Annotated in this window: 25 protein-coding genes; 8 read left to right on the forward strand and 17 right to left on the reverse strand. The window is 58.8% G+C overall.

What is annotated here, in order from left to right; genetic code table 11:
- The 4 genes from K787_RS24080 to trxA form a co-directional block, all read right to left on the reverse strand.
- The coding region (locus K787_RS24080) for a 2Fe-2S iron-sulfur cluster-binding protein (RefSeq protein ID WP_040641263.1) at positions 1 to 292 on the reverse strand (292 nt) is incomplete at its 3' end.
- 19 nt (positions 293 to 311) lie between these two features.
- The gene (gene ubiD, locus K787_RS0120980) at positions 312 to 1,778 is read right to left on the reverse strand and encodes a 4-hydroxy-3-polyprenylbenzoate decarboxylase (protein ID WP_022964751.1); all 1,467 of its coding nucleotides are present in this window, start codon (positions 1,776 to 1,778) and stop codon (positions 312 to 314) included.
- Positions 1,779 to 1,950: 172 nt separating this feature from the next.
- Positions 1,951 to 3,216 (reverse strand): transcription termination factor Rho, encoded by a 1,266-nt coding sequence (gene rho, locus K787_RS0120985; protein WP_022964752.1) that lies wholly within the window; start codon positions 3,214 to 3,216, stop codon positions 1,951 to 1,953.
- A gap of 214 nt (positions 3,217 to 3,430) precedes the next feature.
- The gene (gene trxA / locus K787_RS0120990; RefSeq protein WP_022964753.1) at positions 3,431 to 3,757 is read right to left on the reverse strand and encodes a thioredoxin TrxA; all 327 of its coding nucleotides are present in this window, start codon (positions 3,755 to 3,757) and stop codon (positions 3,431 to 3,433) included.
- 137 nt (positions 3,758 to 3,894) lie between these two features.
- Between trxA and ppx the strand changes: the two genes are divergently transcribed.
- The gene (gene ppx, locus K787_RS0120995) at positions 3,895 to 5,400 is read left to right on the forward strand and encodes an exopolyphosphatase (RefSeq protein ID WP_022964754.1); all 1,506 of its coding nucleotides are present in this window, start codon (positions 3,895 to 3,897) and stop codon (positions 5,398 to 5,400) included.
- On the opposite strand, the gene ppk1 is transcribed toward ppx, so the two are convergent.
- The 3 genes from ppk1 to K787_RS24475 form a co-directional block, all read right to left on the reverse strand.
- Positions 5,379 to 7,547, reverse strand: a complete 2,169-nt coding sequence (gene ppk1 / locus K787_RS0121000) for a polyphosphate kinase 1 (RefSeq protein WP_040641265.1) — start codon at positions 7,545 to 7,547, stop codon at positions 5,379 to 5,381. The genes ppx and ppk1 overlap by 22 nt on opposite strands.
- A gap of 59 nt (positions 7,548 to 7,606) precedes the next feature.
- Positions 7,607 to 8,620 carry a porphobilinogen synthase gene (gene hemB / locus K787_RS0121005; protein WP_022964756.1) on the reverse strand — a complete coding sequence of 338 codons (1,014 nt, stop codon included), beginning with the start codon at positions 8,618 to 8,620 and terminating at the stop codon, positions 7,607 to 7,609.
- Between the two features lie 65 nt (positions 8,621 to 8,685).
- Complete coding sequence (locus K787_RS24475; protein ID WP_022964757.1) at positions 8,686 to 9,918, reverse strand: GGDEF domain-containing protein; 1,233 nt, start codon at positions 9,916 to 9,918, stop codon at positions 8,686 to 8,688.
- 230 nt (positions 9,919 to 10,148) lie between these two features.
- Between K787_RS24475 and K787_RS24090 the strand changes: the two genes are divergently transcribed.
- Positions 10,149 to 10,715, forward strand: a complete 567-nt coding sequence (locus tag K787_RS24090; protein ID WP_152486881.1) for a DUF6436 domain-containing protein — start codon at positions 10,149 to 10,151, stop codon at positions 10,713 to 10,715.
- 98 nt (positions 10,716 to 10,813) lie between these two features.
- Here K787_RS24090 and K787_RS0121020 read toward each other — a convergent pair whose 3' ends face one another.
- Positions 10,814 to 11,260 (reverse strand): YaiI/YqxD family protein, encoded by a 447-nt coding sequence (locus K787_RS0121020; protein ID WP_022964759.1) that lies wholly within the window; start codon positions 11,258 to 11,260, stop codon positions 10,814 to 10,816.
- 58 nt (positions 11,261 to 11,318) lie between these two features.
- Between K787_RS0121020 and K787_RS0121025 the strand changes: the two genes are divergently transcribed.
- Entirely contained in the window at positions 11,319 to 12,077 is a 759-nt protein-coding gene (locus tag K787_RS0121025; RefSeq protein WP_022964760.1) for an SDR family NAD(P)-dependent oxidoreductase, read from the forward strand.
- A gap of 12 nt (positions 12,078 to 12,089) precedes the next feature.
- Here the strand turns inward: K787_RS0121025 and K787_RS0121030 are convergent, their stop codons facing one another.
- The gene (locus K787_RS0121030; RefSeq protein ID WP_022964761.1) at positions 12,090 to 14,024 is read right to left on the reverse strand and encodes an ATP-binding cassette domain-containing protein; all 1,935 of its coding nucleotides are present in this window, start codon (positions 14,022 to 14,024) and stop codon (positions 12,090 to 12,092) included.
- Between the two features lie 66 nt (positions 14,025 to 14,090).
- Between K787_RS0121030 and K787_RS24480 the strand changes: the two genes are divergently transcribed.
- On the forward strand, positions 14,091 to 14,591 hold the full coding sequence (locus K787_RS24480; protein ID WP_022964762.1) for a TIGR02444 family protein: 501 nt from the start codon (positions 14,091 to 14,093) through the stop codon (positions 14,589 to 14,591).
- Here K787_RS24480 and K787_RS24100 read toward each other — a convergent pair.
- The 7 genes from K787_RS24100 to K787_RS0121070 form a co-directional block, all read right to left on the reverse strand.
- Positions 14,572 to 15,087, reverse strand: coding sequence for a hypothetical protein (locus tag K787_RS24100; protein WP_022964763.1), 516 nt, complete (start codon positions 15,085 to 15,087; stop codon positions 14,572 to 14,574). The genes K787_RS24480 and K787_RS24100 overlap by 20 nt on opposite strands.
- Positions 15,088 to 15,103: 16 nt before the next feature.
- Positions 15,104 to 15,577, reverse strand: coding sequence for an Rsd/AlgQ family anti-sigma factor (locus K787_RS0121045; RefSeq protein WP_022964764.1), 474 nt, complete (start codon positions 15,575 to 15,577; stop codon positions 15,104 to 15,106).
- A gap of 108 nt (positions 15,578 to 15,685) precedes the next feature.
- Entirely contained in the window at positions 15,686 to 16,216 is a 531-nt protein-coding gene (locus K787_RS0121050) for a DUF3833 domain-containing protein (RefSeq protein WP_022964765.1), read from the reverse strand.
- A gap of 14 nt (positions 16,217 to 16,230) precedes the next feature.
- Complete coding sequence (locus K787_RS0121055; RefSeq protein WP_022964766.1) at positions 16,231 to 16,746, reverse strand: disulfide bond formation protein B; 516 nt, start codon at positions 16,744 to 16,746, stop codon at positions 16,231 to 16,233.
- Between the two features lie 128 nt (positions 16,747 to 16,874).
- Positions 16,875 to 17,372, reverse strand: coding sequence for a protein-export chaperone SecB (gene secB / locus K787_RS0121060; protein ID WP_022964767.1), 498 nt, complete (start codon positions 17,370 to 17,372; stop codon positions 16,875 to 16,877).
- A gap of 50 nt (positions 17,373 to 17,422) precedes the next feature.
- A complete protein-coding gene (gene grxC / locus K787_RS0121065; protein WP_022964768.1) occupies positions 17,423 to 17,680 on the reverse strand; it encodes a glutaredoxin 3 in 258 nt (85 codons plus the stop codon).
- A 1-nt stretch (position 17,681) separates the two neighbouring features.
- Positions 17,682 to 18,116 (reverse strand): rhodanese-like domain-containing protein, encoded by a 435-nt coding sequence (locus tag K787_RS0121070; protein ID WP_022964769.1) that lies wholly within the window; start codon positions 18,114 to 18,116, stop codon positions 17,682 to 17,684.
- Positions 18,117 to 18,316: 200 nt separating this feature from the next.
- On the opposite strand from K787_RS0121070, the gene gpmI reads away from it, so the two are divergent.
- The 4 genes from gpmI to K787_RS24105 all read left to right on the forward strand — a co-directional run bounded on the left by gpmI (position 18,317) and on the right by K787_RS24105 (position 23,369).
- Positions 18,317 to 19,855: a 2,3-bisphosphoglycerate-independent phosphoglycerate mutase gene (gene gpmI / locus K787_RS0121075; RefSeq protein WP_022964770.1), complete on the forward strand. Its 1,539-nt coding sequence runs from the start codon at positions 18,317 to 18,319 to the stop codon at positions 19,853 to 19,855.
- A 27-nt stretch (positions 19,856 to 19,882) separates the two neighbouring features.
- Positions 19,883 to 21,073, forward strand: a complete 1,191-nt coding sequence (locus K787_RS0121080; RefSeq protein ID WP_022964771.1) for a murein hydrolase activator EnvC family protein — start codon at positions 19,883 to 19,885, stop codon at positions 21,071 to 21,073.
- Positions 21,074 to 21,141: 68 nt separating this feature from the next.
- Positions 21,142 to 22,419 (forward strand): S41 family peptidase, encoded by a 1,278-nt coding sequence (locus K787_RS0121085; RefSeq protein WP_022964772.1) that lies wholly within the window; start codon positions 21,142 to 21,144, stop codon positions 22,417 to 22,419.
- Positions 22,416 to 23,369: a divergent polysaccharide deacetylase family protein gene (locus K787_RS24105; RefSeq protein WP_022964773.1), complete on the forward strand. Its 954-nt coding sequence runs from the start codon at positions 22,416 to 22,418 to the stop codon at positions 23,367 to 23,369. The genes K787_RS0121085 and K787_RS24105 overlap by 4 nt, the downstream gene beginning before the upstream one ends.
- Here K787_RS24105 and hisF read toward each other — a convergent pair whose 3' ends face one another.
- The gene (gene hisF / locus K787_RS0121095) at positions 23,370 to 24,143 is read right to left on the reverse strand and encodes an imidazole glycerol phosphate synthase subunit HisF (protein ID WP_022964774.1); all 774 of its coding nucleotides are present in this window, start codon (positions 24,141 to 24,143) and stop codon (positions 23,370 to 23,372) included.
- Positions 24,144 to 24,190 lie beyond the last annotated feature (47 nt).

Raw genomic sequence — 24,190 nt, forward strand, 5'->3', positions numbered from 1 at the left:
CGCACGCCACTACTTGGCAGGCAATCGCATTCAACGGTAATTCGTTTGGAGCCAAAATACCCTCCCAAAAAAGTTCGCAGTCCTGCACGGGTTCGGCCAGGCAGGTATAGAGTTCGCCATCGGTAAGCGTCTGCCCGTTCTGCAGCACGCAGCCGTGGATGAGTCTGGCGGCACAGATATGACAATTGCCATTGCGACAGCTTTGCGGTGCAGTAAAGCCCAGGCGTCGCGCGGCGTCGAGGATACGTTCGGCGGGCTGTAACGTCAGCAAGTGCCCGCTGGGCCGCAGCATGACCGTCGTCGCGGGGCTGTCAGTCAATCCCCAGCTCCGCCCAGATAGTGTCAATCCGCAGTTTGACTGTGGGGTCCTGGCTAATAGCCACGCCCCACTCCCGGCTGGTTTCACCCGGCCACTTGTTAGTCGCATCCAGACCCATTTTGCTGCCCAGGCCGGAAATCGGCGAGGCGAAATCCAGATAGTCGATCGGTGTATTGTCGATCATTACCGTATCGCGCTTGGGGTCCATGCGGGTGGTAATGGCCCAGATGACATCGTTCCAGTCGCGGATATTGATGTCATCGTCGGTCACGATGACAAACTTGGTGTACATGAACTGCCGCAGAAAGCTCCAGACTCCCAGCATCACGCGCTTGGCATGGCCTGGGTACTGTTTCTTCATCGACACTACGGCCATGCGGTACGAGCAGCCTTCGGGTGGTAGATAGAAGTCGGTGATTTCCGGAAACTGTTTTTGCAGAATCGGTACGAAGACCTCATTCAGCGCTACGCCGAGAATCGCTGGCTCATCCGGCGGCCGGCCGGTGTAGGTGCTGTGGTAGATCGGCTTTTCACGGCTGGTGATGCGCTCGACGGTAAATACCGGAAAACGGTCTACCTCGTTGTAGTAGCCGGTATGGTCGCCAAAGGGGCCTTCATCAGCCATCTCGCCAGGATGAATCACGCCCTCGAGTACGATTTCAGCGCTCGCGGGCACCTGCAGTGCCGAGCCGCGACACTTGACCAGTTCGGTGCGCTGGCCGCGCAACAGGCCGGCGAAGGCATATTCAGACAGGCTATCGGGCACTGGGGTGACTGCGCCGAGAATGGTCGCCGGATCAGCACCCAGGGCGACGGCAATCGGGAAGGGTTCGCCGGGATACTTATCGCACCATTCCTTGAAATCCAGCGCGCCGCCGCGGTGGCTCAGCCAACGCATAATCAGTTTGTTGCGGCCAATGACCTGCTGGCGATAAATACCCAGGTTCTGACGTTCCTTGTTCGGGCCCTTGGTGACCACTAATCCCCAGGTAATCAGCGGCCCGGCGTCGCCGGGCCAACAGGTTTGTACCGGGATAGCACCCAGATCAACGTCTTCGCCTTCCTGAATAACCGCCTGGCAGGGCGCATCACGCACCACCTTGGGCGCCATGGAGATGACTTTCCTGAAAATCGGCAGCTTAGACCAAGCATCTTTGAGGCCCTTTGGCGGATCGGGTTCCTTGAGAAACGCCAATAGTTTGCCGATTTCGCGCAGCTCACTGACTTCTTCTGCGCCCATGCCCATGGCCACCCGTTGTGGTGTGCCGAACAGATTGCCGAGCACCGGCATGTCATAGCCTGTGGGGTTTTCGAACAGCAACGCAGGACCACCCTTACGCAGGGTGCGGTCACAAATTTCGGTCATTTCCAGGACAGGGGAGACAGGCGTCTGGATGCGCTTGAGTTCGCCGCGCTGTTCCAGGCCCTTGATAAAATCGCGTAGATCGGTGTATTGCATTAGAGCTTCAAGCCTCAAGCGGCAAGCTGTAAGCAGTCCGAGGAATGCGTCAGCCTGGGGTGTCTGGTCAGAAGCACATTATGCCGACAAAGCAGCCTGTCGGTTGGCGTAAAGTGCAACAAGCTGCAAGCAGCACAGGGCTGCTTGCAGCTTGAGGCTTGGCGCTTTCAGCTTAGTTCTTGCTGCGCTTCATCGACTGGAAGAATTCATCGTTGGTCTTGGTGTCTTTCAGACGGTCAAGGAGGAATTCAATCGCGGCGATTTCGTCCATCGAGTGCAGGATTTTGCGCAGAATCCACATCCGTTGCAGTTCATCTTCGCTGGTCAGCAGTTCTTCACGCCGCGTGCCGGAACGGTTGATGTTGATCGCCGGGAATACGCGTCGCTCGGCAATCTTGCGATCCAGGTGGATCTCCATGTTGCCGGTGCCCTTGAATTCCTCGTAGATCACTTCATCCATCTTCGAGCCGGTATCGACCAGTGCGGTGGCGATAATGGTCAGACTGCCGCCTTCCTCAATGTTCCGCGCTGCACCAAAGAACCGCTTGGGTTTCTCCAGGGCGTGGGCGTCGACACCACCGGTGAGTACCTTGCCGGAGCTCGGGATCACGGTGTTGTAGGCACGGGCCAGACGGGTGATGGAGTCGAGCAGAATAATCACATCCTTCTTGTGCTCAACCAGGCGCTTGGCCTTTTCGATCACCATCTCGGCTACTTGCACGTGACGGCTGGGCGGCTCATCGAAGGTTGAAGCAACCACTTCGCCGCGCACAGTGCGCTGCATTTCGGTTACTTCTTCTGGACGCTCGTCGATCAACAGCACGATCAGATGGCATTCCGGGTTATTGCGCGCAATATTGGCCGCGATGTTCTGCAGCATCAGCGTCTTACCGGCCTTTGGCGGTGCAACCAGCAGGCCGCGTTGACCCTTGCCGATCGGTGCGCACAAATCGATGATCCGCGCCATCAGGTCTTCGGTGGAGCCGTTGCCGGCTTCCATCGTCAGACGCTGGGTCGGGAATAGTGGCGTCAGGTTCTCGAAGAGAATCTTGCTCTTGGTGTTTTCCGGCTTGTCGAAATTGATCGAGTCAACTTTCAGCAGCGCAAAATAACGTTCTCCATCTTTCGGCGGACGAATCTTGCCGGCGATGGTATCGCCCGTACGCAGGTTGAAACGGCGGATCTGACTGGGTGAGACATAAATGTCGTCAGGGCCAGCAAGATAAGAGGAGTCTGCGGAGCGCAGAAAACCGAAACCGTCCTGGAGGATTTCCAGCACACCATCGCCGTGAATATCTTCACCGCCTTTGGCATGTTTTTTCAGGGTAGCGAAAATCACGTCTTGTTTACGCGACCGGCCCATGTTTTCCAGGCCCATCTGTTCGGCGATTTCCAGCAGTTCGGTAATTGGCTTTTGTTTGAGTTCAGTCAGGTTCATAGGGTCGGTAGGATATAGTGTCTTTCGGCAGGACGGGTTAGTAATAGGCCGCCATAAGGCTATGGGGCGGTGGGTTTGGCTGATGTTGGAAAGCCACGTCCGCAGGGTGCGGAAAAGATTTGATGGGCAAATCTAGCACTGCTTGTAAGTGACGTCCATAGCTGACAAGCAGAAAAACACCCCCAGCCGGAAAAAAAGTGCCGGGGGCAGGCAATCAGATGTTGCTATCGAGAAACGCAGCCAGTTGCGACTTAGACAGCGCGCCAACCTTGGTGGCCTCGATATTGCCATCCTTGAACAGCATCAGTGTGGGAATGCCGCGTACGCCATACTTCGGCGGAGTGTCGGCGTTCTCATCGATATTCAGTTTGCAGATTTTCAGCTTGCCTTCGTATTCCTTGGCAATCTCGTCAAGCACCGGGGCAATCATTTTGCACGGACCACACCATTCAGCCCAATAGTCGACCAGTACAGGGCCATCTGCCTTCAGCACTTCGCTGTCGAAGCTGCCGTCGGTGACATGCACAATCAAATCACTCATTCGTCTCTCCAGGGGATCAAGGGCTTGCTGGCGTTCACTATAGCATCACCCAGACAAGAAGCGGAAGGCAGAAGCCAGCAGGCACAAGGTCACGTTGGGGTGTTAGAATTGGCACAAACACCCTTTGAGGCTGGCGCATGGTGCAGAGAAAACAGGCTGATATTCCGTTGGTGGCAGCAATCGACCTGGGGTCAAACAGCTTCCATATGGTGTTGGCCAAGGTCGACCACGGCGAAATACGTATTCTTGAGCGTCTTGGTGAAAAGGTTCAGCTTGCTGCCGGCCTTAACGATCAGGGTGAGTTAAGTGAGGAAGCGATGCAGCGCGGGATCGATTGCCTGCGGCGCTTTGCGCAACTGACCAACGGCTTGCCCGAAGGCGCGGTGCGTATTGTCGGCACCAACGCGCTACGCGAAGCGCGCAACCGCGCGCAGTTCATGCGCCAGGTGCGGCAGATCATCGGTCATCGTGTCGATGTGGTCTCGGGGCGTGAAGAGGCTCGTCTGATCTATCTGGGGGTGGCACATACCCAGGCGGATGACGCAGGCAAGCGGCTGGTAGTGGATATCGGCGGCGGTAGTACTGAATTCATCGTTGGTGAGCGCTTTGAGTCAATTTTGCGTGAGAGTCTGCAAATGGGCTGCGTGTCCTTTACCCGCCGCTATTTTCCGGATGGCAAGGTGACGCCCGGGCGCTATGCCCAGGCCTATACCGCCGCGCGCCTGGAGCTGATGCAGATTGAGCAGGCGATCCAGCGCTTGGGTTGGCAGGAGGCAGTGGGCGCCTCGGGTACCATCCGCACCATTCGACAGTGCATCCAGTCAGCCGGTCGCGGTCAGGACGAACTGACGCCCGAAGGGCTTGGTTGGCTAAAACGCAAGATGTTCAAGACCGGCCAGGTTGATAAGCTGGATATTCCTGGCCTCAAGGCTGATCGGCGGCCTATTTTGCCGGCCGGTCTGGCGATTCTTGAGGCGATTGTCGATGCGCTGGGGGTTCAGGTGATGAGTCACTCGGACGGCGCGCTACGCGAGGGTGTGCTGTATGACCTGCTCGGGCGCCATCGGCACGAGGACGTGCGCGAGCGCACCCTGAGTGCATTGATGGAGCGCTGTCACGTGGACCTGGAGCAGGCTGCAAGGGTGGAAAACAAGGCACTGAGTTTGCTCAGCAAGGTGGCATCGACCTGGGGCTTGGATGATGACAAACAGGCCAATATGCTCTGCTGGGCGGCGCGGGCGCATGAGGTCGGGCTGGATATTGCCCACAACCAATATCACAAACACGGCGCCTATCTGATTGAGCATGCTGACCTGGCGGGCTTCTCCCGTCAGGAACAGCAAGCGTTGGCATTGTTGGTGCGCGGCCATCGGCGCAACTTGCCGAGTGTCGAGCGGCTATCGGAGATCGGTGACGAAGCGGTAACGCTGTTGCGCCTGTGCATGTTGCTGCGTCTGGCGATCCTGTACCACCATATTCGCGGCAATCAAACGATGCCTGATGTGCAGGTGCGCGCTGGTGACAGCCATCTGGAGGTGCGCTTCCCGAATGGCTGGCTGGATGCCAATCCCTTGACCCAGGCTGACTTCGCTCAGGAAGCGCAGTTTTGGGTCAAGGCCGGTTACACGCTGACAGTACGCTGAGGCGAGCTGGCCAGCTTTTCCAGCAAGGTGGCCTGCGCGCTGCGGGGTAGTTGATTGCCGGTCGGGCTGCTGCGCACGTAAGTGCCGTCGGTCTGCAATACCCAGCTCTGGGTATTGTCTGTCATGAATACCAGGAGCTCCTGCTTGGCGCGGCTGATCAACTTTTTGCCTTCCAGCGGGAAGCAAGTCTCTACCCGTTTGTCCAAATTGCGCTCCATCATATCGGCACTGGACATCCACACCTGCTCTTGGCCGTCATTTAGGAAATAGTAAACCCGGCTGTGCTCCAGGAAGCGGCCGATGATCGAGCGCACGTTGATATTGTGCGATACACCCGGCACACCCGGACGCAGGCAGCACATGCCGCGGATAATCAGATCAATCTTCACTCCGGCCTGGGATGCCTTATATAGCGCCTTGATGATCTTGGCATCGGTCAATGCGTTGGCCTTGGCGATAATATGCGCCGGCCGGCCCGCTTGCGCGGTCAGGGTCTCGCGGTTGATCAGCTCAAGCAGGCGCTTCTTCAGCGTGAAGGGCGCTTGCAGCAGCTTTTTCATCCGCAGCGTTTTGCCCATGCCGATCAACTGGTTGAACAGTTTGTGTACATCTTCGGTCAGTGCCAGGTCCGAGGTCAGAATGCTGTAGTCGGTGTACAGTCGGGCATTGCCGGCGTGATAGTTGCCGGTGCCCATATGCGCATAGCGTTTCAGTAGCTTATCTTCGCGCCGCAGGATCAGCATCATCTTGGCGTGCGTCTTGAAGCCGACCACACCGTAGATGACTACTGCGCCAGCTTGCTGCAAGCGGCTGGCGAGTTGCAGGTTGGACTCCTCGTCAAAGCGTGCGCGCAGCTCGATAACCACGGTCACTTCCTTGCCATTACGCGCGGCCTCGACCAAGGCGTTGACGATTTCCGAGTTCGCGCCAGTGCGGTACAACGTCTGCTTGATAGCCAGCACGTTGGGATCCTGCGCCGCCTGGCGCAGCAGGTCGACCACCGGGCTGAAGGACTCGTAAGGGTGCTGTAGCAGAATGTCCTGTTTGGTAATAGCCTGAAACAGGGTGTCGTTACTCGAGAGTAATTTCGGGATGCCTGGGCTGAAACTGGGGAATTGCAGTTCTGCATGGTTCTCCAGACCGGTGATTGAGAACAACCGGGTCAGGTTCACCGGCCCCTTGACCTCGTAGAGCTCTGACTCGTTGAGGTCAAACTGCTTGAGCAGAAAGTCGGTCAGCGGTTTCGGGCAATTGTCCGCTACTTCCAGGCGCACGGCGTCGCCGTAGCGACGCGAGAGCAGCTCGCCGCGCAGAGCGCGCGCCAGGTCATCGACCTCGTCGGGATCAACGATCAGGTCGGCGTTGCGCGTCAGGCGGAACTGGTAGCAGCCCAGCACCTTCATGCCGGGGAACAGATCGTCGGCATGGGCGTGGATCATGGATGACAGAAATACGAAGTTGTCGCCGCCGGAGCAGAGTTCATCCGGCATGCGAATCAGGCGTGGCAGCGAGCGAGGTGCCGGAATGATAGCCAGACCCGAATCACGGCCAAAGGCGTCGGTACCCTCCAGCTGAACAATGAAGTTGAGGCTCTTGTTCACCAGCAACGGGAACGGATGAGTCGGGTCAAGGCCAATCGGGCTGATGATCGGCGCCACTTCTTGACGAAAGTAGCGGCGCACCCACAGGGTTTGCTTGTGCGTCCATTGATGGCGACGGACGAAGCGAATACCTTTTTCGGCCAATTGTGGCAGCAGCATCTCGTTCAGCAGCGCGTATTGACGGGTGATTTGCTGATGCGCAATTTCACTAATCTTCGACAGCACCTGCTGGGGTTGCAAGCCGTCGGGGCCGGTCTGCTCGCGGGCAAAGGTGATCTGCTTCTTCAGGCCGGCCACGCGGATTTCAAAGAACTCATCAATGTTGCTAGAGAAGATCAGCAGGAACTTCAGGCGTTCAAGCAGTGGATAGGATTCGTCCAGCGCCTGTTCGAGTACTCGGATATTAAACTGCAACTGCGATAGCTCGCGGTGGATGTACAGCTCGGGCACGTTGATATCCGCAGCCGGCATCGGCGGCTCGCTCGGTGCCGGTAGGGCTGGTAATTGCTCGACTACGTCCGGCGCGGCGTCGGGTATCTCGGCCATTTCGTCGCGCACTGCTGTCACCTCTTGCATGAGTACCTCAAAAGAATCTTTGAATAAGACTAGCCGCGCTCTTGTAACTGGCGGGCGGCGGTTTTAGCGTAATAGGTCAGGATCGCGTCTGCCCCGGCGCGCTTGAACGCGGTCAGGGACTCGAGAATCACCGCCTCACTAAGCCAGCCATTGGCGATGGCAGCTTGGTGCATGGCGTATTCACCACTTACCTGGTAGACGAAGGTGGGCACCTTGAAGGTACTTTTCACCCGCTGCACTATGTCCAGATAGGGCATGCCCGGCTTGATCATGACCATGTCTGCCCCCTCTGAGAGATCGCAGGCCACCTCATGCAACGCCTCATCGGTGTTGCCGGGGTCCATCTGGTAAGTGGACTTGTTGCCTTTGCCGAGATTGCCGGCCGAGCCCACCGCATCGCGGAAAGGTCCGTAATAGGCGCTGGCATATTTCGCCGAGTAGGCCAGAATGCGCGTATTGACGTGCCCGGCAGCCTCCAGCGCCTGACGCATGGCACCCACCCGGCCATCCATCATATCCGACGGAGCGACTATGTCGGCACCGGCGTCGGCATGGGACAGCGTCTGCTTCACCAATGCCTCGATGGTAATGTCATTGAGCACATAACCTTGCTCATCAATGATGCCGTCCTGGCCGTGGGTGGTGAACGGATCCAGCGCCACATCGGTAATCACGCCGAGCTCTGGAAAGGCGGCTTTCAAGGCGCGCGTGGCACGCTGGGCCAGGCCTTCGGGGTTCCAGGCCTCGGCGGCGTCGAGCGATTTGCACTCCAGCGGCGTCACCGGGAACAGCGCCACCGCAGGTATGCCCAGCTCGACCAGCTCTGCTGCCTCTTCAAGCAACAGGTCAATCGACAGCCGTTCGATCCCCGGCATGGAGGCAATAGCTTCGCGTTGCTGGCTGCCCTCCAGGACGAAGACCGGGTAGATCAGGTCGTCAACACTGAGTCGGTGTTCGCGGACCAGGCGGCGAGAAAAGTCATCGCGGCGCAGGCGGCGCAGGCGGCTGTTGGGGAACTGACGATTGACGGTATCAAAACTCAAGGGAACTCCTCGGGGGCGAAGTAGGGCCAAAGCGGCCAGCTTGCTTCGTCCCTATCTGGTTGACGTTATACGTCCAGATTATGACGGAATTGCGACAACAAGCGTAATGCCATTTGATCCTTCGGGTCGCTCCCAGGGTGGAGAGCCAGTTCGACGCGGTTGCGGCCCAGGGCTTTGGCCTGATAGAGCGCTGCATCGGCGGCGCCCAGTAACGCATCAAAAACATACCCCTGTTGGTCGGAGCAGGCCACCCCCAGGCTGACGCTCAAGGGTACCGGAGTCTCCTCCGTGTGCCAGGGTTGGCTGCTCAGGCCCTGACGAATGCGTTCGGCGACGGGGTGGGCGCTGACGGTATCCAGGCCAGGAAGGATGAGCACAAACTCCTCGCCGCCGAAACGGCCCAACAGGTCGTGGGCGCGCAAATGCAGGCGGATCCTTGCGACCATATGACACAGCACGGCATCGCCGGTCTGATGGCCAAACTCGTCATTGATACGTTTGAAATGATCGGCATCAAGCATAATCAGGGTCACCGGCAGCTTCCGTTCGCTGGCAGTGGACAATATCTGGGTGGCCTGCTGGTGCAGGCTGCGGCGATTCAGGGTTCCGGTCAGTGCATCTTTTTCCGATAGCTGGTGCAAGGCCATGGCGGTGCGGTAGTGGGTCATCAGAATAAAGCCGCTGGCCAGGCCTATCTGGGCGACCATGGCCCCTAGCAAAGTAGCGCTTTGCAATGGGTTGTTGCTGATCGCAACGGCGGGTGACAGGCTGGTCAGGCTGGCAATCGCGCGCAGTGTCAGCCCGAGCCCGCAGAACAGCGCAACACCGCCGGCCAACCAGTAACCGGTGCGCAGCGGCTGCTCTGCAGAGATAAGCAGTTCGCGGGCGCAAAGCAGGCTCATGGTAGCCAGAACAAGGGAAGCGATGCCCAGCCTTGCGGCAAGGCTGTCATAATGGAAGCGGAACACCCAGAGCAGCAGCATGACCACCAGAGCGGCAATAATCGGCCCTACTTGAGGTTGGCTGGTGCCTTTGAAGGCGCGAATGCCTAGCCAAGTTACGCCTATGCCCAGCGTCATCAGGCCGTTGGCGAGAACCACCGAGAGGCCGTGATGAATGTGATCCTGATTGACGTTCAGCAGCAAGCCTAGCATTAGCGCGAAATTACCCAGCGCCCAGTGCCGCAAACCTTTTTCGCTGCCGGCATGCCAGGCGGCGATGCTCAGCAGCAGCGTCATGCTCAAGGTCACCAGGGAGAGGGCGACGCCCAGGGTGGCGAGATCTAAGTCTCCTGGCATTGGTGGGTTCGTCCTTGTCCGGTAAACAGCTTCCGGATCCCTAGCATGCTTGATCTAATGAGTGGGTTTGAGCATACGCCCGGTCGTATGGCATGAAAAGCGCCAGGCGCAAGGCGATGGCGAAATTGTGGCAAGGTTTGCAGAAAGATTATCAAGAACAATATTAAGTTATACATATATAGGTTATTGTATAAGTATTGGTCGCATTTTGGATGATTCTGGAGATGTTATTGCACAAGACTATGACGCCCCGCATCTGGTTCAAGCGCGTGTTGGTTGGCGCATTATTGCTGATCTGGGCTTTAGCTCTGGCTTGGGCGGTTTGGTGGTACCAGGGGCAGTACCTCAAAGCCTTCGAACGGCCAGTATTCTTCAGCGCTGAATCGGTAGCGCCACCCTTCGAGCCCGGACAGGTTCAGGTGCTGCATGTCTGGCAAGCCGGGTGCCCGTGCAACGGCGGGCATCAAGTCTATGTGGATGAGATGATCCAGCGCTTCAGTGCCGAGGGGGTACAGTTTGCTCGGTCAGGCCAGTCTACGGCTGTTGCGTTGCCCGACGCCTTACAAGCTCTTCCGTTTTGGCCGATGCCGCAGGCATGGAATGGTTGGCCCGGTGCGCCTTCGGTGGCTATCTGGGATACAGCAGGGAAATTGGCCTATGTGGGTCCTTACAGTGATGGGGCGCAATGCAGCCAGGACAGCAGCTTTATTGAGCCGGTGATCAGCGCCTTATTAGCTGGCCGTCAGGTCGCCATCCTGAACCAGGACACCGTTTCATGTTTATGCGATATCCAGTGAGGTGCTGACCAATCAGCAGGCCATGGCTCAGCCACGCCTGCTGGTACTGAGCGCAGCCATTGACGCGGCTCGAGCGGGGGCAGAGAACGCTGATCTCGCTATAGAGAGGCCAGCAAGCGGTCCAGTGAGTTGGCGAAGGCTTGTTTGTCCTTGTCGTTATAAGGCGCCGGGCCACTGCGGCCAGCCAGCCCGGCACCGCGGAGTTCGTCCATCAAATTACGCACCGCCAGGCGCTCGCCGACGTTGGCCTTGTTGTACACCTCGCCACGCGGGTTGATGGCGGTGACCTTGCGTTCGACTAGACCGGCTGCCAGCGGAATATCGGCGGTAACGACCAGGTCACCTGGCGCTGAATGGTCGATGATGTACTGGTCGGCTACATCTGCGCCACTGGATACCGTGACCTGGCGAATGCCGGGGCCGGGAGGCAATGCCTGAGGGCTGTTGGCGACCAGCACCAGTTCGATTTGCCGGCGTCGGGCGGCGCGCACAACGATGTCGCGTACGGGGCGGGGGCAGGCATCGGCGTCAATCCAGAGTGTCATGGCAAGCGGTTCCACAAGCTAAAGCATCATTTTCACCCAAAGCGCAGGAGGTTGCAGCATGGATTTGGCTTTCGAGCAGGGCCGGCCCGCCAGCATTGTTATCGCTGGGGCCAGTCGGGGCATCGGTTGGGCGCTGGTGCAGCAATTGCTGCAGCGTGATGACGTTGGTCAGATCTTTGCTCTGGCGCGCCATACGCCCGAGGGTGGCTGGCCAGATGATGTGCGGTTGATTCCGCTGCTGGGCGATTTGACTGAGGAGCTGGTGTTGGACACGCTGGCTGCCAGCGTGTCCGGCCGTTGTGACCGGCTCGATATGCTGATCAATACCGTCGGTTTTCTGCATGAGGATCAGGGCCAGCAGCCGGAAAAATCGCTGCGGCAGGTATCCCTTAGCGCATTACAGCGCAGCTTTACCATCAATGCCGGCATACCCATTTTGCTCGCCAAGGCTTTTCTGCCGCTGTTACGCGGCAAACACCGCTGCGTATTTGCTTCGCTCTCGGCCCGCGTGGGTTCTATCGGCGACAACCGGCTGGGAGGTTGGTATGCCTACCGGGCCAGCAAGGCGGCGCAGAATATGTTGATGCGCACCTTTGCCGTGGAGTGGCAGCGCTTGAACCGCAAAGGGGTTTGTCTGCTACTGCATCCGGGTACGACGGATACTGAGCTGTCGCGGCCGTTTCAGGCGAATGTGCCAGAGGCGAAGCTGTTCACCGCCGATTTCGTCGCCGAGCGGCTGCTGGCGGTGATTGCCGAGCGGGGTCCAAAGGATAGCGGTCAGTTTTACGCCTGGGATGGCAGGGTTATCCCCTGGTGAAGCCCCTGGCTCTTAGGCTCCGTCGAACGCGTTTTCCGCTTCACTCATCGCTTCCAGCTCTTCGTGGTGGTCGAGCCAGCGCTCTTCCAACTGGTCGATTAGTTGTGTGCTGGTGGCCTGACGGGCCAGCAGCGCCTTGAGCTGGTCCTTTTTGTCCTGACTGTATGTCTCAGCATCAGCCAATGCCGCTTCGATCTCGCCGAGCTCGGCCTGGGCCTTGCTCAGCTCCTGTTCCAGCTTGTCGATGATTTTCTTCAGCGGAGCCAGACGCTGGCGCTGTTCGGCGGCCAGACGGCGTTGCGTCTTGGCGTCTAGTCGTTCCGGTTCTGCGCTATCAGTCCCTGCGTTGGCGGCCTTGATCTCGTCCTGCTGTTGCTGCCGAAAGCGCGCCAGCCAGCGCGTGTAGGTGTCTAGGTCATCTTCGTAAGTCTTCAACCGGCCGTCGGCGACCAGCCAGAGTTCGTCCGTCGTGTCACGGATCAATGCCCGGTCATGGGAGACCAGCAGCATCGCGCCTTCAAACTGTTGCAGGGCCAGCGTCAGGGCGTGACGCATCTCCATGTCCAGATGGTTGGTCGGCTCATCCAGCAGTAGCAGGTTAGGTTTTTGCCAAGCGATCAGTGCCAATGCCAGTCGGGCTTTCTCGCCGCCGGAAAAATTCAGCACCGGCTCTTCGGCGCGGGCACCATGGAAGTCAAAGCCGCCGAGGAAATTACGCAGTGCCTGTTCGCGTTCCTGCGGTGCTATACGGGCCAGGTGCAATAATGGACTGGCCTTGGGGTCGAGGCTGTCGAGCTGGTGCTGGGCGAAATAGCCGATGGCCAGATGCTCGCCTATTTTCAGCTCCCCACCCTGCAATGCCAGGCTACCGGCCAGGGTTTTGATCAAGGTTGATTTGCCCGCGCCGTTTGGGCCTAGCACGCCAATACGGGCGCCGGGTACCAACTGCAGTTTGACCTGCTCAAGGATCGCCTGGTCGCCATAGCCAAGTTGGCCCTGATGCAGGTCTATCAGGGGGCTGGACTGGCTGTCGGCCTCGCGGAAGCTGAACGAGAACGGCGAGTCCATATGCACCGGGCCAATACTCTCCATGCGTTCCAGGGCTTTCAGCCGGCTTTGCGCCTGCTTGGCCTTGCTCGCCTGGGCGCGGAAACGAGCGATGTACTTCTGCATGTGTTCGCGTTGCGCTTGCTGCTTTTCGAACGCGGCCTGCTGCTGGCCTAAACGCTCGGCGCGGGTCCGTTCGAATTGCGTATAGCCGCCGCGATACAGGGTCAGCTTGCGAGATTCCACATGCACGATATGCTCAACTACCGCATCGAGAAAATCGCGGTCATGGGAGATCAGTAGCAAGGTGCCCTGGTAGGCTTTTAGCCAATCTTCCAGCCACAGAATCGCGTCCAGATCCAGGTGATTGGTCGGCTCGTCCAGCAGCAGCAGATCGGACGGGCACATCAGGGCCTGGGCCAGATTCAAACGCATGCGCCAGCCACCGGAAAAATCCCCTACCTTGGCTTCGCATTGTTCGCTGCTAAACCCCAACCCCGCGAGCAAGGTACGCGCGCGGCTGTCGGCGCTGAAACCGTCATGCGCCTCAAGCTCGGCGTACAGGGTGCCGAGCTCTGCAGCCAGCTGCTGCTCTTCGGCTGCGGCAAGGCGCTGCTGAATGTCGCGCAGGCGTGCATCGCCATCCAGCACGTAGTCCACTGCAAGCCGGTCGAGGTTGTCGATTTCCTGCTGCATGTGCGAAATACGCCAGTCCGGAGGCAGGCTGCAGTCGCCCGCGTCGGGGCTCAGCTCGCCGCGCAGCAGGGCAAACAGGCTGGATTTACCGGCACCGTTGGTACCGAGCAGGCCAGCCTTTTGGCCGGGATGCAGGGTAAGGTCAGCGTTCTCCAGTAGTCGCAGCGGGCCGCGTTGGAGTGTCAGGGATTCGATCTTGATCATGGGGCGGAGTATATCAGTGCACAGCGCTACTGTGCTCGGTGATCGGCTCGGAGTAAGCTGCAATGCATGACCACGACCTCTTTGACACTGATCGATTACGTACGCCGGTTGTATCCCCAGCCCGGCGTCGAGGTATTGCTGCTGCGCTTGCAGGATGAGTATGGGTTGGACGTACTACTGTTGCTGACCGCATGCTGGTTGGCAAGCCGTGGTCAGCCGGTGGAAGGCACCGATTGGGCGGGCATCTGCGCCGAACAGCAGTGTGTGCATCAGCGGGTGATCCATCCCCTGCGCGCAGCGCGCAGGGCGGTTGGTGAGCATGACCGGGATACCGAGTTGTATGCTCAGATCAAAGCCTGTGAGCAGGCGGCGGAATGGCAGCAGTTGGAACGCTTGGGCTTGTTTTGTGAAAACCAGGGCGTCGTCATGAGTCAGGCGGTCAATGCCGATTTGCATTTACGTACCAGTTGCGAGGCCCAGGGTGTCGAGGCCAGCGCCACGCTGCTTATTCATCTGGCGGAGCTGGCCGGGCTAGCTGCCAGGCCGGTTAGGATGCCTGACCGCTAGTCTGCGCAGGGTTGCGAGGTTTACGCCGCGGCGTGCCGGGTTGGCGACTTTTCGCACGAGTTGCAGTGGGTGGCTTGCCGCGCTTTTCAATCGCCTGGCCAGCCTGGCCTTCGATCCTTTCCAGCCCTTTACCGATGCGTAGCGTCTGACGAATGTCATCCTGCAGTTGACGGGTATAGTCCTCTGCGGCCTTGCGTGATGCCTGCAGCTCGTTCATTGCCTGCTGCAGGGCGCTGATTTTGCTTTGAGTTTTGTCCAGCGACTTGGTGTCATTGCCATTGGCTTGGCGGGCGGCTAGCTTTTCCTGGGTCTCAGCGAGTTTTTCCTGCAACTTGCCATGTTGCCGATTAAGCTTTTCCAGTGCCTTGCGGGCATCTTTTTCAGCCTGCTGGCAGGCCTCACCCAAATGCTCGTTGAGCGTGCGGGTCAGGGTTTGCAGCAAGTGCAGCGGGGTTAAGACCTTGGTGGTCAGCTTGGCAATCTTGGTATCTTTCACTACGCACTCCGTTAGCTTACAAGGTGCTGAGTATGTCTTTGTGTGCGGTGTGCAGCACTTCAATCAGGCAATCTTCCAGCTCAAAACGCTCATGCAGCAGACCGCCAAGATGGCGCAGGCGTTCCTGCATTACGGCTTCATCTACCCCTGCCGCCGACTCACCGTACTGATCGTTGAACTGCACAGCGGTTTGCGTGATGGTTTCGATGCGCGGATACAGTTGCTTGGCCAGCGCTATGCCGCCCAGGTCATTGAAATCTTCTGCTTCGCGGATAAGTTGCTCATAGACTTCAAAGTGCCCGGCAGACATATAGTCAACGAGCACATCGCAAAAGGACTCAAGGGCGGTGTCAGGGTGCTGAGCAGGCGCGACGCGGTCACGTAATGCGGTGTACTCGGCCACCAGTTGCTTGCGCTCCGAGAGCCAGCGATCAATCAGTTTATGTACACCGCCCCAACGTTCCTGAGCTGTTGTGCAACTGTCCAGCATGGTCCACCTCTGCATTCTGTTTGCCGTTAAGGCTGGGGACGGCCAAGCCTGCTCGGCCAGACCTGCTCCCTCGTGGAATAACAGCATAGGCCAGGCAAGGGCGCCGCATCAAGGCTTATAGAAGTTCAAGGTTACCTGGCCCAGCTCCATGCCCCATTTGGACATGCTGGCGCGGTTGAGCATGACGCGGTCATCGATCAGATACATCCAGTCGTCGAAGTCGACGAGCCAAGTACGGTCGTCCACCTTGAGCTTAAGGGTGTATTTCCAGTGAAAGGCATTGCCAGCAACGACGCCCACAGCTTCCCCTTCCACATCATCGGCGGTGCCGCGCCAGCTACCATCAGGCTGCCTGACAAGCGTCCATACGCGCCGCTCGAGGGTGCCGTCCGAGTAGGTGAAGTGTTCATCCAGCACGCCAGTATCGCCGTCCCAGGTGCCGGTCATTTTTACTTGGAAGCGACGTACGACTTCGCCATTGCGCTTTTGAAACATGCCCCAGGCTTCAAGGTCGCCGCTGAAGTAATCCTGCAGTCGCAATTGCGGCGTCTCGCTGGCGTAATGATCGACCTCGGGGCTGGCGCAAGCGGCTAGCGTAATGGCGCATGCCAGCAGCAATATTTTCAGCGTATTACCCATGCGGGTTCTCCGGGTCAGTCTGTGTTGCGGATCAGTTGCATCAACCCGAACAGGCTGAGGCCGATAAAGGCCAGCAGTGTGCCTTCAGCAATGCTCAGGCCCATGAAGGTCCAATCCACCTTGGCGCAATCAGCGGTGCCGCTGAATAGCAGGGAGAGCATTTCTTGCAGGGGCAATACGTCGAGCATGTAATCCAGGCTGGGCAGGCAAGACGGTAGTTGATCTGCGGGCTGATGCTGCAGCCACACCTGGCGGCCGGCGACGGCGCCGCCGAGCACGGCAAATAAGGTTAATACGAAGGCATACGCCCTGGCTGCCACACGGCGCTGTTGGCCTTGGCTGGGTAGCGGATTGTGAAGAACGGCAATCAGACTCACCAGCCCGACCATAATCACTAGGGCGCGCTGAATGATGCACAGCGGGCAGGGCTCAAGGCCGAGAATATGCTCCATATACAGTGCAATGGCGATCAGGCTGGCGCAGAAAATCAGGGAGAGTAGGTAAAACGGTCGGGAAGCGGGCAGAGCCATGGTGTGTCCGTCTGTTCAGGTGGCAGGCGGGATACCTTAGAACATGGTGCGGAAGCTGACAAGCAGCTAGCGTAAAGCGGTTGTAACAAGTGCCTGAAGCCCGGCCTGGGATGGCCGGGCAGGCTTGATCAGGCGTTGTCTGCGGCTTCTTCGGTGCGGCGCTGTTCGGCCTGTGCGAACAGGGCGTCAAAGTTGACCGGGGACAGCATCAGCGGAGGGAAGCTGCCACGCAGGACCAGGTTGTCGATTGCTTCGCGGGCATAGGGAAACAGGATGTTAGGGCAGAAGGCGCCGAGGGTGTGGCGCATGGCAGCCTCATCCAGACCATTAATGGCAAAAATGCCGGCCTGTTGTACTTCGGCAATAAAGCTCACCTCGTCTTCACCGTTAGTCACGGTAGCCGAGAGGCTAAGGACCACTTCGTGAATGCCTTCCTGCAGCTGGCTATGACGGGTGTTCAGATCCAGGTTGACCTGCGGGTTCCATTTAGCCTGGAAGATGGCTGGCGACTTGGGGGATTCGAAGGACAGGTCCTTGACATAGATACGCTGCAAGCTGAACTGAACTTGTGGCTGATTGCCCTGGGCGCCGTTGGCGGCTTGGCTGTTCTGGTTTTCTTCGGCCATGGTGGGCTCCTGTGTATTGTGGTGTTATTTAGGGTTGAGTTGCCAAACGTCTATTTGGCCAGCATCTTGGCGAGCTTGCCGGAGCGTTCCAGCGTCATTAATTCATCACAGCCGCCCACATGGGTGCCGTCGATCCATATTTGCGGCACCGAGGTCAGGCCGCCGGTCAGGCGCGTCATCTCTGCGCGCACCTTAGGCAGGCCATCTACCGAGATCTCTTTGTAGTCGACACCCTTGGCGGCCAACAATTGCTTGGCACGGATGCAGAACGGGCAGTACTTGCTGCTGTAGATAATTACATCTGACATATCATTTCACCAGGGGCAGGCTGTCAGCGCGCCAGCCGGCGATACCGCCAGACAAACGGTTGACGTTATTATACCCAGCCGCTTTGAGCAGTTTTGCGCATGGGCCGGAATGCTGGCCGTTGGCGCAGACCAGTAACAGTGCTTTATCCTTGTGCCGATCCAGTTCGCTCATGCGTTTGGTCAGCGCGTCCGAAGGAATATTCAGCGAGTCAACGATATGCCCAGCGGCGTAGTCCTTCTTTGAGCGGACGTCTACAACCACAGCATTTTCGCGGTTTATCAGTGCGGTAGCCTGCTGGGTGGAGACGGTTTTACCACCCTTGCGGCCTTCGGTAATGACCAGCAGCGTCATCACCACCAGAAAAGCCAGTGCCAGCAGATAGTGGTTGCCGAGAAACTCGGCCATTTGAGCAAAAAAGTCTAAAACGCGTTGCATGGGGACGCTTCCGGATCGATAAAGTGCGCCAGTATACACAGCCGGGCGCAGTGGCAGAACCTTCCGGGCGCAAAGCAGGTCGAAGATGCACGCATGACAGGCCTGAGCCAGCCAAGTAAACTGTCTCCACGAGCCTGTCAGGCGCTGCATGTCCGCGGCGCCGTCATTCAGCAACCCTTCAATTGATGAGTTAATCCGTTATGACAGCAGTCCCGAAACCTCTGGTCCTGATGATTCTGGATGGCTTTGGCCATAGTGATTCGCCAGACTCCAACGCCATTATGGCCGCTAATACCCCCGTGTGGGATAGGCTCTGGGCCAGTGCGCCGCGCACGCTGGTGTCAGGCTCGGGGATGGACGTGGGGTTGCCGGACGGGCAGATGGGTAACTCTGAAGTCGGTCACATGAATCTTGGCGCGGGGCGCGTGGTGTATCAGGACTTTACCCGGGTAACCAAGGCGATTGCCGACGGTGACTTTTTCAGTAATCCGACTATCTGTCAGGCGGTCGATAAAGCGGTAGCGGCAGATCGCACGGTGCATGTCATGGGACTGCTGTCACCCGGTGGTGTGCATAGCCATGAAGAGCACCTGGTAGCCATGGTCGATCTGGCGATGCGGCGCGGCGCGAAGAAGGTCTTGGTGCATGCGTTTCTCGACGGCCGGGACACTCCGCCGAAAAGCGCGCAGCCTTCACTGCAATTACTTGAAAAGGCTTACCAGCGCCTTGGTGTGGGGCGTACTGCGAGCCTGATTGGCCGCTACTTTGCGATGGATCGCGACAACCGCTGGGATCGCGTCGAGCAAGCTTATTGCTTGATCATGGACGCTCACGCCGAGTTCGCGGCTGAATCTGCGGATGATGCGCTACTGGCCGCCTACGAGCGCGGCGAGAGCGACGAGTTCGTGAAGGCAACCCGTATCGGTGCGGCTGAGCCGGTACAGGATGGCGATGCGGTTATTTTCATGAATTTCCGCGCCGATCGTGCGCGTGAGCTGACCCGCGCTTTTGTCGAGCCCGATTTTGCCGGTTTTCAGCGCACCCGTGCAGTGCAATTGGCTGGCTTCGTTATGCTGACCCAGTATGCAGCCGATATCCCTGCCCCTTGCGCCTACCCGCCAGCGTCTCTGGACAATGTGCTGGGCGAATACCTGGCCAAGCAGGGCAAGACTCAGCTACGCATTGCCGAAACCGAGAAGTATGCCCATGTAACCTTCTTCTTTTCCGGTGGCCGGGAAGAGCCCTTTGAGGGCGAGGAGCGAATACTGATACCGTCGCCACAGGTCGCCACCTATGACTTACAGCCAGAAATGAGTGCGCCGGAAGTGACTGACCGGATGGTTGAAGCGATTGCCCAGCAGCGCTATGACGTGATTATCGTCAACTATGCCAATGGCGATATGGTTGGTCATACCGGCGACTTTGCCGCAGCGGTCAAGGCGGTCGAGTGCCTGGATGAATGTATACGCCGGGTGACTGAAGCTGCGGCCCGAGTGGGGGGTGAGGTTCTGATCACTGCCGATCACGGTAATGTCGAGCAGATGTCTGATGATCTTACCGGTCAGGCGCATACCGCACACACCTGTGAACCGGTGCCTTTCTTGTACTGCGGGCCACGCCGTATAAGTATGCGCGAAGGCGGTATTCTGTCCGATGTGGCGCCGACCATGTTGGCCCTGTTGGGACTGGAGCAGCCAGCGGAAATGACCGGCAGATCAATTGTTACCATTACATCCTGACATCCACACCTCAGCCGGATACCGAGTATGCAGCGACAGCCTGAGAGTAAAAGGTGCTTCACCCGTCAGACGCTGGCGCTGTTGCTGGTGCTCGCGGGTGTGTTGGCTGCTGGACCGCTGGCAGCGCAGGACGGCGATTCCCGCGAGGCGCGTGCCGAACTGAAGCAGACCGAAGAAGAAATTGCCCGGTTGAAAGCCCTGCTCGATAGTTTCAAGCAGGAAATGTCCGGGCTGGAAACTGATCTGAAAAAGAGTGAAAGCGAGATTGGCCGCCTGCGCCGCGAGACCCAGGAGATTGAACAGCAGATTAAAGAAGGCGAAACCAGTCTGCGCGACCTGCACACGCAGGCAGCAGCTCTCCAAGTCGCATTGAGTGAGCAGGAAGTGCAGATTGCCCGGCAGATCCGGGCTGCCTACGTGGCTGGCCAGCAGGACTACTTGAAGCTGGTGCTTAATCAGGACGACCCGGCGCGGGTAGCCCGCATGATGCGCTATTACGAATATGTCAGCCGTGCGCGTGTTACCGAGATGAGCCGCTACACCGATACCTTGGAGCAGGTGCGCATTGCCAGTGCCAGTATTGCCGATCAGCAGGCAGCCCTGCGCAGTGACCGCGAGCAACTCGCGGCCAACCAGCAGGGACTCCAGGCCGAGCAGGCCTCCAGAGCCAAGCTGTTGGCTGGACTGCAGAGCCGCAGCCGTAGCCAGAGCGAAAAGCTCAAGAGTGCTGAAGCGGAACGCGCGGGTCTGGAAAAACTGATCAAACAGATTGATGAAGCTATTGTCAGCATTCCTACACCCGCGGGCAGCCTGCCGTTCGCCCAGGCCAAAGGGAAGATGCCGTTACCGGTCAAGGGGCGCATTCAGGCGCGTTTTGGCAGCCAGCGCGGTGACGATGCGCGGCTGAAGTGGGACGGCCTGTTGATCGCCTCCGAGCAGGGCAGCAATGTGCACGCTGTGCATGGCGGGCGTGTGGTGTTTGCTGACTGGCTGCGTGGCTCGGGTTTGCTGCTGATTCTGGATCACGGCGCGGGCTATCTCAGTTTGTACGGGCACAATCAAAGCCTGCTCAAGGAAGTAGGTAGCTGGGTGCAGCCCGGGGAAGTGATTTCAACTGTCGGGACCAGTGGTGGCCTGAGTGCGTCATCGCTGTATTTTTCCATCCGCCATCAGGGCCGCGCCCTTGATCCAGCGGCCTGGTGTATGCTGTCCGGGTGAACAACGCGGTTATCGGAAGCTAATTCCCGCTTGCCCCGCTCCAATTTAAGCCCTTTTGGGAGAGTTCGATGACTGCTGTGCGTATCCTCTTTGCTAGCTGTCTGTGTCTGTTGCTCGGTACGGTTCCTGCCCACGCGCAATCACCGGAAGAGGCGCCTGCGCCTCTGCCTCTGGACGAACTGCGCACCTTTGCTGAAGTGCTTGAGCGCATCCGCACCGCGTATGTTGAGCCTGTGGATGACGCCACGCTGCTGGAAAGCGCGATACGCGGCATGCTCGAAGGGCTTGATCCGCACTCTGCTTACCTGGAGCCGGAAGCCTTCCGTGGCCTGCAGGACAGCACCAGCGGCCAGTTTGGCGGTCTGGGTATCGAAGTGGGGCAAGAGGACGGCTTTATCAAGGTCATCTCGCCGATAGACGATACGCCCGCCGCGCGTGCCGGCATCGAAGCCGGAGATTTGATTGTCAAGATCGATGATCAACCGGTGAAAGGCATGAGCATCATGGATGCGGTGGAAAAAATGCGTGGCGAGGTGGGCACCAGCATCCAGCTGACTTTAGTGCGGGGTACCGGTAGCCCATTCGAGGTCGAGCTGCGCCGAGCAATCATCAAGGTGGCCAGCGTGCGTTCGGAGATTTTGGAGGCAGGGTACGGGTATATCCGCGTAACCCAGTTCCAGAACAACAGCGGCGACGAAGTGCGTCGGGCGCTGAGCACGCTGGCGCAAGGGCAAGAGCTGAAAGGCCTGGTGCTGGATTTGCGCAACAACCCCGGCGGGGTATTGCAGTCTGCGGTAGAAGTGGCAGACGCGTTTCTGGACGATGGGTTGATAGTGTATACCCAGGGTCGGCTGGCCAATTCGGAGATGCGCTTCAATGCTAGCAGCAATAATCCCGGCCAGAACATCCCGTTGGTGGTGCTGATTAACGGAGGCTCTGCCTCCGCTTCGGAAATTGTCGCTGGCGCGCTGCAGGATCAGGAGCGAGCGGTGATCATGGGCACCGACAGTTTCGGTAAGGGTTCGGTGCAAACCGTTCTGCCATTGAATAACGACCGTGCGCTGAAACTGACCACGGCCCTGTATTACACCCCCAATGGCCGCTCTATTCAGGCGCAGGGCATAGTGCCGGATATTCGCGTCGAGCGCGCGCGGCTGACCCGGGATGGCGAGGAGCGGGGCCTGCGGGAGGCCGATCTGGCCGGCCACCTGGATAACGGCAGTGCTACCGAGACCAAGCCCGGCGTGGTTGGCGAGGCTGCCGAGCGCCCGCAGGATTCCGATTACCAGCTTAATCAGGCGCTCATTCTGCTTAAAGGCTTGAATATTACTCGCGCGAAAAAATGAGATATGCGCTGGTCTGGCTGCTGGCGCTCCTGCTGGCAGCCTGCGGTGACAGTGAGTCTCCTTCCCCTGATCAGTCGGCCGAGCAGCCTGATAGCCCGGCTGGCATTCCGGCGCCGCGAATAACACCGCCTGATGTTGTCGCCGCCCGCCCGCTCAGTGAAAAGCTGCACATCGACCACACAGGTGGGGTGGAAACTCCTGGGTTTTCTTCCGGCATCATTAGAGAGCCTGCGGCTGTCCCTGCTGCTTTGGTCGATGATCGGCCGCAACTGGCTATCGTGATTGATGATGTCGGGCATAGCTACGTTCAGGGTCGTCGGATCATCGATCTTCCGGTACCGGTCGCGCTGGCGATACTGCCCCAGACGCACTCGGCTGCCAGGTTGGCCAAAGAAGCGCATGCACAGGGTCAGGCGGTCATGTTGCATCTGCCGATGGAAAACGGTGCTGGGCTCCCTATTGGCCCGGGCGGGCTCTATTCGGGTATGCCGCGTGAGGAGCTGCGGGCCAGCCTGAATGACAGCCTGGGCCGTTTCGCGCCCATTCAGGGCGTGAACAATCACATGGGCAGCCGCCTGACCGCCGAAAGGGCGCCGATGGACTGGGTAATGGCTGAATTGCAGCAGCGGGGCCTGTTCTTTATCGATAGCCGGACCACAGCACAAACGCAGGCCGCTTTTGCTGCTGATGCGGCGGGCGTGAGGAATCTGTCGCGGGATGTCTTTCTGGATAATCAGCGTGAGCCCGAAGCGATACATCGCGCTTTTCAGCGTGGCTTGGCGCTGGCCCGGAAGAACGGGTCGGCGCTATTGATCGGTCATCCGTATCCGCAAACCCTGGATTACCTGGAGCGCTGGTTGCCAGGTCTGGCGGACCGCGAAGGCGTCCAGGTCGTCAGTGTGCAGGCGTTGCTTGAGCGCAAATACGCGCCTGCGAATATCGGTGATTAGCTAGAGGCGCATCTCTATGCCACGGGCGGCCATATAAGCCTTGGCTTCGCCGATGCTGTGTTCGCCGAAGTGGAAGATGCTTGCGGCCAGCACCGCGTCGGCACCGCCCAGCAGCACGCCGTCGGCCAGATGCTGCAGGTTACCCACCCCGCCCGAGGCGATCACCGGTATGTGCAGGGTATCGCTGATGGCGCGGGTCACGCCCAGGTCATAGCCGCTCTTGACGCCATCCTGGTCCATGCTGGTCAGCAGGATTTCGCCGGCGCCCAGATCTTCCATCTTCTTCGCCCACAGCACTGCATCCAGTCCAGTTGGCTTGCGCCCGCCGTGGGTGAAAATTTCCCAGCGGCCCGGCTCGCCCGGCGCCGAGACGCGTTTGGCGTCAATCGCCACGACAATACACTGCGAGCCGAACCGGTCGGCGGCTTCGCCGACAAACTCGGGATTGAATACCGCTGCAGTATTGATCGAGACCTTGTCGGCACCAGCATTCAGCAGATTGCGGATGTCCTGGATGGTTCGTACGCCGCCGCCTACCGTCAGTGGGATGAATACCTCGCTGGCCATGCGCTCAACGGTATGCAGCGTGGTGTCGCGCTCCTGATGGCTGGCGGTGATATCCAGAAAGGTGATCTCGTCCGCGCCCTGCTCGTTGTAGCGGCGCGCCACCTCTACCGGGTCGCCGGCATCACGAATGTTCTCGAACTGCACACCCTTGACCACGCGGCCGTTATCCACGTCGAGGCAGGGGATGATTCTCTTGGCCAAACCCATCGGCTTTCTCCGAAAGCAACTTCAAGCGCCGGGCTTCAAGCTGCAGG

The sequence above is a fragment of the Halopseudomonas pelagia CL-AP6 genome (assembly GCF_000410875.1).
Lineage (GTDB): Bacteria > Pseudomonadota > Gammaproteobacteria > Pseudomonadales > Pseudomonadaceae > Halopseudomonas > Halopseudomonas pelagia.